This is a genomic window from Synechococcus sp. R8-2 (assembly GCF_047461715.1).
Lineage (GTDB): Bacteria > Cyanobacteriota > Cyanobacteriia > Thermostichales > Thermostichaceae > Thermostichus.
The window spans coordinates 1-6,930 of record NZ_JANSHQ010000109.1 but is presented as its reverse complement, the minus strand read 5'-3'; the positions used below and the strand labels follow the sequence as shown (position 1 = coordinate 6,930).

Annotated in this window: 7 protein-coding genes; 5 read left to right on the top strand and 2 right to left on the bottom strand. The window is 60.7% G+C overall.

Annotation, left to right across the window (positions count from 1 at the left end; all coding sequences use genetic code 11):
- Positions 1-697, bottom strand: a 697-nt coding sequence (locus tag NW819_RS03010; RefSeq protein WP_414412844.1) for an Rpn family recombination-promoting nuclease/putative transposase, incomplete at its 3' end; no start/stop codon positions are given.
- Between the two features lie 51 nt (positions 698-748).
- A complete protein-coding gene (psbU, locus tag NW819_RS03005) occupies positions 749-1,117 on the bottom strand; it encodes a photosystem II complex extrinsic protein PsbU (protein WP_414332351.1) in 369 nt (122 codons plus the stop codon).
- 193 nt (positions 1,118-1,310) lie between these two features.
- Between psbU and gcvP the strand changes: the two genes are divergently transcribed.
- The 5 genes from gcvP to NW819_RS02980 all read left to right on the top strand — a co-directional run.
- Complete coding sequence (gcvP, locus tag NW819_RS03000) at positions 1,311-4,277, top strand: aminomethyl-transferring glycine dehydrogenase (RefSeq protein WP_414412843.1); 2,967 nt, start codon at positions 1,311-1,313, stop codon at positions 4,275-4,277.
- Between the two features lie 141 nt (positions 4,278-4,418).
- Positions 4,419-4,982 carry a hypothetical protein gene (locus tag NW819_RS02995; RefSeq protein WP_187147251.1) on the top strand — a complete coding sequence of 188 codons (564 nt, stop codon included), beginning with the start codon at positions 4,419-4,421 and terminating at the stop codon, positions 4,980-4,982.
- Between the two features lie 2 nt (positions 4,983-4,984).
- A complete protein-coding gene (locus tag NW819_RS02990; RefSeq protein ID WP_414343614.1) occupies positions 4,985-5,422 on the top strand; it encodes an SRPBCC family protein in 438 nt (145 codons plus the stop codon).
- Between the two features lie 37 nt (positions 5,423-5,459).
- Positions 5,460-6,041 carry a peroxiredoxin family protein gene (locus NW819_RS02985; RefSeq protein ID WP_414332206.1) on the top strand — a complete coding sequence of 194 codons (582 nt, stop codon included), beginning with the start codon at positions 5,460-5,462 and terminating at the stop codon, positions 6,039-6,041.
- 45 nt (positions 6,042-6,086) lie between these two features.
- The coding region (locus NW819_RS02980; RefSeq protein WP_414412842.1) for an ABC1 kinase family protein at positions 6,087-6,930 on the top strand (844 nt) is incomplete at its 3' end.

The window sequence follows — 6,930 nt, the reverse complement described above, 5'->3', positions numbered from 1 at the left end:
GCAGACCTTGTTGCAGACCTTGCTCTAGGCCTTGTTTCAGGCCCTCCTCTCGCCCTTCTTTGAGGGCTTCTGCTCGCCACATCTGATAGATGGTCGATTCCCGCACAGCCAAACCTCCCAGAACCCTGCTGATTTCCTCTGGCGTCCATGTTAATCCTGCTAAGACGGCAGTGGCCGCTTTCAACTCCTGCCGCAGCTTGGGATCCTCCATCTCAGCTATGGCTCTGGCCACCTGCCGCAGACGGGGTTCTGGATTGTCCGGCTCTGCCAGTACCGCCAAGGGCAAGAGGCCTGGGTATCGGGATAGCACCTCCGGATCTTGTTCCCACAGGCGCAAGACCTCAAAGCGATGAGAAAGGGATCCCCGTTGAAAAGAGGTTTGGTACGCCCGTTCTGACTGGGTTTTTCTCAGGTAGATGACAATCTGCCGCACCTCCTGGTCGGGATAGCGACGGAACAGGCGCAGGCAGTAGTCGGCCATGCGCAAGGGAATGTCGGGATCCGGATCGGTTTGAAACTCCAGATGCAAAATCAGGTTTTGGGCCCGCAGCAGGATGAGGGAGTCCGCGCGAATGGGCTCGCTGGAGAGCTCCGTTGGCTGGAGCTGGATCAAGGGAACCGGGGATCCCAGCAGCCACCGGGCAAAAGACTCGGGGAACCATTCCACCAAGTACTTGCAGACGTTATCGTAGGCCACAGGATCCCTTTCCTACAAAAGCCGATTCTCCCGATGGCCCCTCTGCCGAGATCAGCCGTAGTACCCTTGGTTGATGCGGTTTTCCAGTTGGTTAGCCCCTTCCTGATACTCGCCAAACACGAAGTTCTCGGCGTTGGCTTTGATCAAGGCCTTTTGCTGCTCCGTCAAACCGGAGATCTGCAACATATCTTCCAGGCTCTTGTAGGGGGCATTTTTCACCAGGATGCGAGCTAGGGTGGGATAGAAGCCCGGCAGTTGGCGGTAGTTGCGCAAGATGGTGTTGTTCACGTCAATCGGAGTGTCTAAGTGCTTCACCGCGGGAAGCTCTGCAGCCCTGGCCACAACAGGGATCCCCAAAGGAGCGAAGCACAGACAGAGCACTAACACCACACGAACCAAGATGGACAGCAGCCAGCGCATAGCATCACTTCTCCAAGCAGAATCCAAAAGGCTCATCTGTATAGGTTGCTAACATTCTCCGACCATCTAGTGTCTCATCCCCTCCACCCCGAATCGAGGGCCAAGACAGGATTTGGATCCCGACAGAAACAATTTTTAACAACTATGATCAGGAGACAGTCTTTCTTGCTCTCCCTTTCTCGGCTATCGCACCATGTCCGACTTGGCCCTTCTCCACTCGACTCGACTTGACCCCCCCAGCCGGGATCCATCTCCAGGGATCCCACAACCCACGCCTTCTCCGGAGCTGGAGTTGCTGGGGCAGACCGAACTCTTTCTCAGACGGCACATTGGGCCGGATGCCCGGCAAATTGGGCAGATGTTGCAAGTGTTGGAGCTGAGTTCGCTGCAGGAGCTGGTGGAGAAGGCGGTGCCGCCGGCCATTCGCAGCAGCCAGCCTTTGCAATTGGGATCCCCTTGCCCTGAGCAGCAGGTGTTGGCGGAACTGCAGGCAATGGCGGCCCAGAACCAGGTGTGGCGCTCCTTTTTGGGCATGGGCTATTCCAACACCCTGACGCCACCGGTGATTCAGCGCAACATCCTGGAAAACCCTGCCTGGTACACCCCCTACACCCCCTACCAAGCCGAGATCGCCCAGGGACGACTGGAGGCCCTGCTCAATTTCCAAACGATGGTGATCGACCTGACGGGGATGGAGATCGCCAATGCTTCCCTGCTGGACGAAGCCACGGCAGCCGCAGAAGCCATGGCTCTTGCCTACACCTTGGCGGGCAAGGGATCCCCAGTTTTCTGGGTGGATCGGGGCTGTCATCCCCAGACGATTGCAGTGGTGCAGACGCGGGCAGAGCCCTTGGGGATCCAGGTGCGCGTGACGGATCTGGCGGAGTTTTGCCCGGAGAAGGGCTTTGGGCTGCTGTTGCAATATCCCAACACCTTTGGAGAAATCCGGGACTACCGGCAGTTGGTGGAGCAGGCTCACCAGAAGGGGATGGTGGTGACGGTGGCTGCCGACCTGCTCAGCTTAACCCTATTGCAACCCCCAGGAGAGTGGGGAGCGGACATCGTGGTGGGATCCACCCAGCGCTTCGGGGTGCCCTTGGGCTATGGTGGCCCCCATGCAGCTTACTTCGCCACCCGCGAGGCCCACAAGCGGCTGCTGCCAGGACGGCTGGTGGGGATTTCTCAGGATGCTCAAGGCAAGCCGGCCCTGCGCTTGGCGTTGCAGACCCGCGAGCAGCACATCCGGCGGGACAAGGCCACCAGCAACATCTGCACTGCCCAGGTGCTTTTGGCGGTGATGGCTTCTATGTATGCCGTCTACCACGGCCCCCGTGGCTTGCGACACATAGCCGAGCGGATCCACCGCCAGGCCCATCACTTGGCCACCGGGATCCGTCAGTTGGGTTATGAGGTGGGGCCCGAGCATTTCTTCGATACCTTCTGGGTCAAGGTAGCTTCTCCAGAGCAGGTGCAGGCGATCCAGGCCGGCGCTGCCCAGCGACAGATCAACCTCCGCCAGATCGATGACCAGACGCTGGGGATCAGCTTGGATGAGGCTACCACCGCTCAGGATCTGCGGGATCTGTGGGAGATCTTCGCCGGAACCCTTCCCCGCAGCGGAACGGAGTCCTTACCGCCAGCTTGGGATCCCGACAGCCCAGAGCTGGACTTGGGCCAGAGCCTGCCGCCCCAGCTCCTGCGCACCACCCCCTACCTCACCCATCCGGTCTTTAACCGTTACCACTCGGAAACTGAGCTGCTGCGCTATATCCACCGCCTGCAAAGCCGGGATCTGGCTCTCACCCATTCCATGATCCCCTTGGGCTCTTGCACCATGAAGCTGAACGCCACGGTGGAGATGATGCCGGTCACCTGGCCGGAGTTTGCCCAGCTCCATCCTTTTGTGCCCCTGGAGCAGGCCCGCGGCTACCAAGCCCTCTTTGCCCAGTTGGAAAAGATGCTGGCGGAGATCACCGGCTTTGCCGGAGTTTCTCTGCAGCCCAATGCCGGATCTCAGGGGGAATATGCCGGCCTGTTGGCTATCCGCCGCTACCACCAAGCCAGAGGGGAAAGCCGGCGGCAGGTGTGCTTGATCCCCACCTCGGCCCACGGAACCAACCCGGCCAGCGCCGTGATGGCGGGGATGCAGGTGGTGAGCGTAGCTTGTGATGAAGCCGGCAATATCGACATTGAGGATTTGCAGGCCAAGGTGGAGCAGCACCGGGAGCGGCTGGCAGCCTTGATGATCACCTACCCTTCTACCCACGGTGTGTTTGAGGAAGGGATCCGCGAGATTTGCCAGATAATCCACGAGGCGGGGGGACAGGTGTACATGGATGGGGCCAACCTCAACGCTCAGGTGGGCCTCTGCCGTCCTGCCGAGCTGGGGGCCGATGTCTGCCACCTCAACCTGCACAAGACCTTCTGCATTCCCCATGGGGGAGGTGGGCCGGGGGTAGGGCCCATTGCCGTGGCCCGCCACCTTGTGCCCTATTTGCCTGGCCATCCTGTTTTGCCCGGCTGTAACGGCCCCGTCAGCGCTGCCCCGTGGGGCAGTGCCAGCATTTTGCCCATCTCCTGGGCCTACATTCGCCTTATGGGATCCGCCGGCCTCACCCTGGCCAGCCAAGTGGCCATCCTCAACGCCAACTACATCGCCAAGCGGTTGGATCCCTACTACCCAGTGCTCTACAAGGGGCCGGGGGGGTGGGTGGCCCACGAGTGTATTTTGGATTTGCGCCCCCTGAAAAAAAGCGCTGGCATCGAGGTGGAAGATGTGGCCAAGCGCCTGATGGACTATGGCTTCCACGCCCCCACCATCTCCTGGCCGGTGCCGGGGACAATGATGGTGGAGCCCACCGAGAGCGAATCTCTGGAGGAGCTGGATCGCTTCTGCGAGGCGATGATTGCCATCCGCCAGGAGATTGCCGCCATTGAGCGAGGCGAGATGGATCCGGTGCGCAATCCCCTCAAGTTGGCCCCCCACACCGCCGAGGTGGTGGCTGCCGACCACTGGGATCGCCCCTATCCTCGCTCGCTGGCCGCCTACCCGCTCCCTTGGGTCAAGGCCCACAAGTTCTGGCCCAGCGTCAGCCGCATCGACAACGCCTACGGGGATCGCCACCTGGTGTGCAGTTGTCAGCCCTGGCTCGACGAATGATGGCTGCTCTGGAACTTGGCCCAGAAAGGGAGATTGGTTGTATCCAAAGGCGGGATCCGCTATAACCAGTCAGGGATCCCTGGCCAACGGATGAGAAAAAATCCCCGTCTTGAGCGGTTCACGTCAGTGGGGCCAAGTTCTTTGCCTATTCTTACTCGGCTAACCCTGGGGCTGTTGGCGGGATCCCTCGTGGCCTGCCGCAAGATGCCTGATCCGGTTGCTCAAGAAGTGGATCAGGATCCCGTGCGGCGTCACATCGGCAAAGATGGCACGCACTTTGAGGCTTCCCTGGGGGATGCCCGCGCTCTTCCCCCTCAGTTTCCCCCTCACTTGCAGTTGCCCAACGCTTCCATCATCTCTTCGGGACAGATTCGGGATCGAGAGGGGGGCCTTGCTTCCCTGATCTTGCAGACCTCTCAGCCTCTGGAGGCGATTGCCGCCTACTATCGCCGCACCCTGTGGGGCCGCGGCTGGGACATCCTCTCGGACATCGAGCAGGCCAATGGGATCCGCACCTTGGTGTTCGAGTCTCCCCCCCACCCCAAAAAGCCTCTCCAACAGGCGGTGGTGCAAGTGGGATCCCCCCGTCGCGGGCCGGATCAGGTGGAATATCGCGATATCTTGATTTTGCTGAGCACCGTATCCCCCTCTGCCACGGCAGAAGACCTCTCTGCGGCCAAGCTCGCTCCCCCAACTTCCCCCTGAGGATGCCTGTCTACACCCAGTCAATTCCGATTGCGGCCAGCGTGGCCCAGGTGGATCGCTGCCTCACCGACCTGGAGTTGATGAAGCGCTGGCTCAACCCGCTGTTGGGCTGTGAGGCGGTGGGATCCCCTCTGGCGGAATTGGGCAGCCGCTACCGCTTTTTCCTTCGCTTGCCGTTTGTATCCCCCAGCTTGGATTGCGTGATTACAGAGCGGGCAGAAGGCTTGGTGCAGTGGCAGTTTAAGGGATTTTTTGAAGGAACCGACCGCTGGGAATGCCATCCCCAGCCGGGGGGTACCCTTCTAGTCAATTGCTTCAACTTCCGCATCCCCAGTCCCTGGGTGGCGGCAGGGTTTTACCTGTTGGCAGCAGGGCCGACCCAGCAGGATATGCGGGCCCAGCTCCGACGGCTGAAGGCGGTGGCCGAGGCTTTGGGTTAGGCTGGTGGCAAGTAGTAAAGAAACGTAAAAAACTGCAATGACCAGCAACAGCGGACTGTTTAACCGTCGCTTTGCCGACAACTTCATCCCCCAACCAGCCAACACTTCTCTGGAAATCGGCCAGATTGCCCCCGATTTTGAGCTGCCGCGTGTGCAAGGGGATCCCGTGCGGCTATCGGACTACCGCGGCCAAAAGCCGGTGGTTCTGGCTTTTACTCGTATCTTCACCGAAAAGCTTTTTTGCCCTTTTTGCTACCCCCACATCCAAGAGCTGAAAGCCCGCTACAGGGAGATCCAAGCTCTGGGGGCGGAGCTGCTGATGGTCACCAGCACCGATCCGGTTCAAAGCCAGCAGATTCAAGCAGACCTGCAGCTGCCTTACCCGCTGCTGGTGGATCCCGAGTGCAAAACCTTCCGCCTCTATGGGGTTGGCCAAGCTTTGGGAGCGCCTCTGCCGGCCCAGTTCGTTGTGGATCGGGAGGGCAAACTGCGCTTCAAGCATGTTTTCTCCTTTGCCCAGCCCAATGCCGACACCGATGAGGTGCTGCGGGTGTTGCGGGAGGGGCTGCAAACCGGTTGGGATGGAACCCGTAGGGTGGCCCCTATCCCCTTTTTCTAGGGATCGGGCTTCTCTGCCATTGGACTTCCAGGGAGAGAGACTGCGATGTTTGCCCGTCTGGCCCAGAGTGGGGCGCGTCAGGCCGAGATCCTGGAGGTGGTTTTGCGCCACGGTTGGGACTACATGCGCCGCTTGCTCTCTTTTGGCAAGGCTGGGGAACCCCAACTGCCCCCCCCAATGGTGCTGCGCAACATTTTGGTGGATCTGGGGCCGGTCTATGTCAAGCTGGGCCAGCTGCTGAGCACCCGTCCGGACCTGTTGCCGCGAGAGTACATCGAGGCCCTCAGCACTCTGCAGGCCGACGTGCCCCCTGTTCCCTGGAATGCGGTGGAGATCCTGCTGCGGCAGCAGTTGCGGCAGCCGTTGGAGCAGGTGTTCAGCAGCCTGGATACAGAGTCGGTTGCGGCGGGATCCATTGCCCAGGTCCATCGGGCTTGTCTGGTCAGCGGCGAGTGGGTGGCCCTCAAGATCCAGCGGCCCGGGCTGGAGGCGGTGGTGGAGCGGGATACGCGGCTAATCCGGGGCATTGCCGAGCTGGTGGCGCAAACGGAGTTCGGCAGGTTGGCAGATGTGGTGGCCTTGGCGGATGAGTTCTGCCGGGCCATTCAAGCAGAGCTGGACTTTACCCAAGAGGCCCGCCACACCGAGCAGCTCCGCCAACAGTTGCAAAGGGGGCGTTGGTTTGATCCGGCCCAACTGGTGGTGCCGCGCATCCATTGGCCTCTCACTACGCCAAAGGTGTTGACGCTGGAGTGGATCGAGGGCCGGCCCCTGTTGGAGGCGGATCGCAGCGACGCGGACCCGGAAAACATCGCTCGCCTGTTGACCCGCGCTTTTTTCCAGCAGATCTGCATCGACGGCTATTTCCACGCCGATCCCCACCCCGGCA

Bases quoted from the DNA above. Each gene is read 5' to 3' on its own strand.
- psbU (WP_414332351.1), bottom strand. From the start codon at position 1,117: ATGCGCTGGCTGCTGTCCATCTTGGTTCGTGTGGTGTTAGTGCTCTGT.
- gcvP (WP_414412843.1), top strand. From the start codon at position 1,311: ATGTCCGACTTGGCCCTTCTCCACTCGACTCGACTTGACCCCCCCAGC.
- NW819_RS02990 (WP_414343614.1), top strand. From the start codon at position 4,985: ATGCCTGTCTACACCCAGTCAATTCCGATTGCGGCCAGCGTGGCCCAG.
- NW819_RS02985 (WP_414332206.1), top strand. From the start codon at position 5,460: ATGACCAGCAACAGCGGACTGTTTAACCGTCGCTTTGCCGACAACTTC.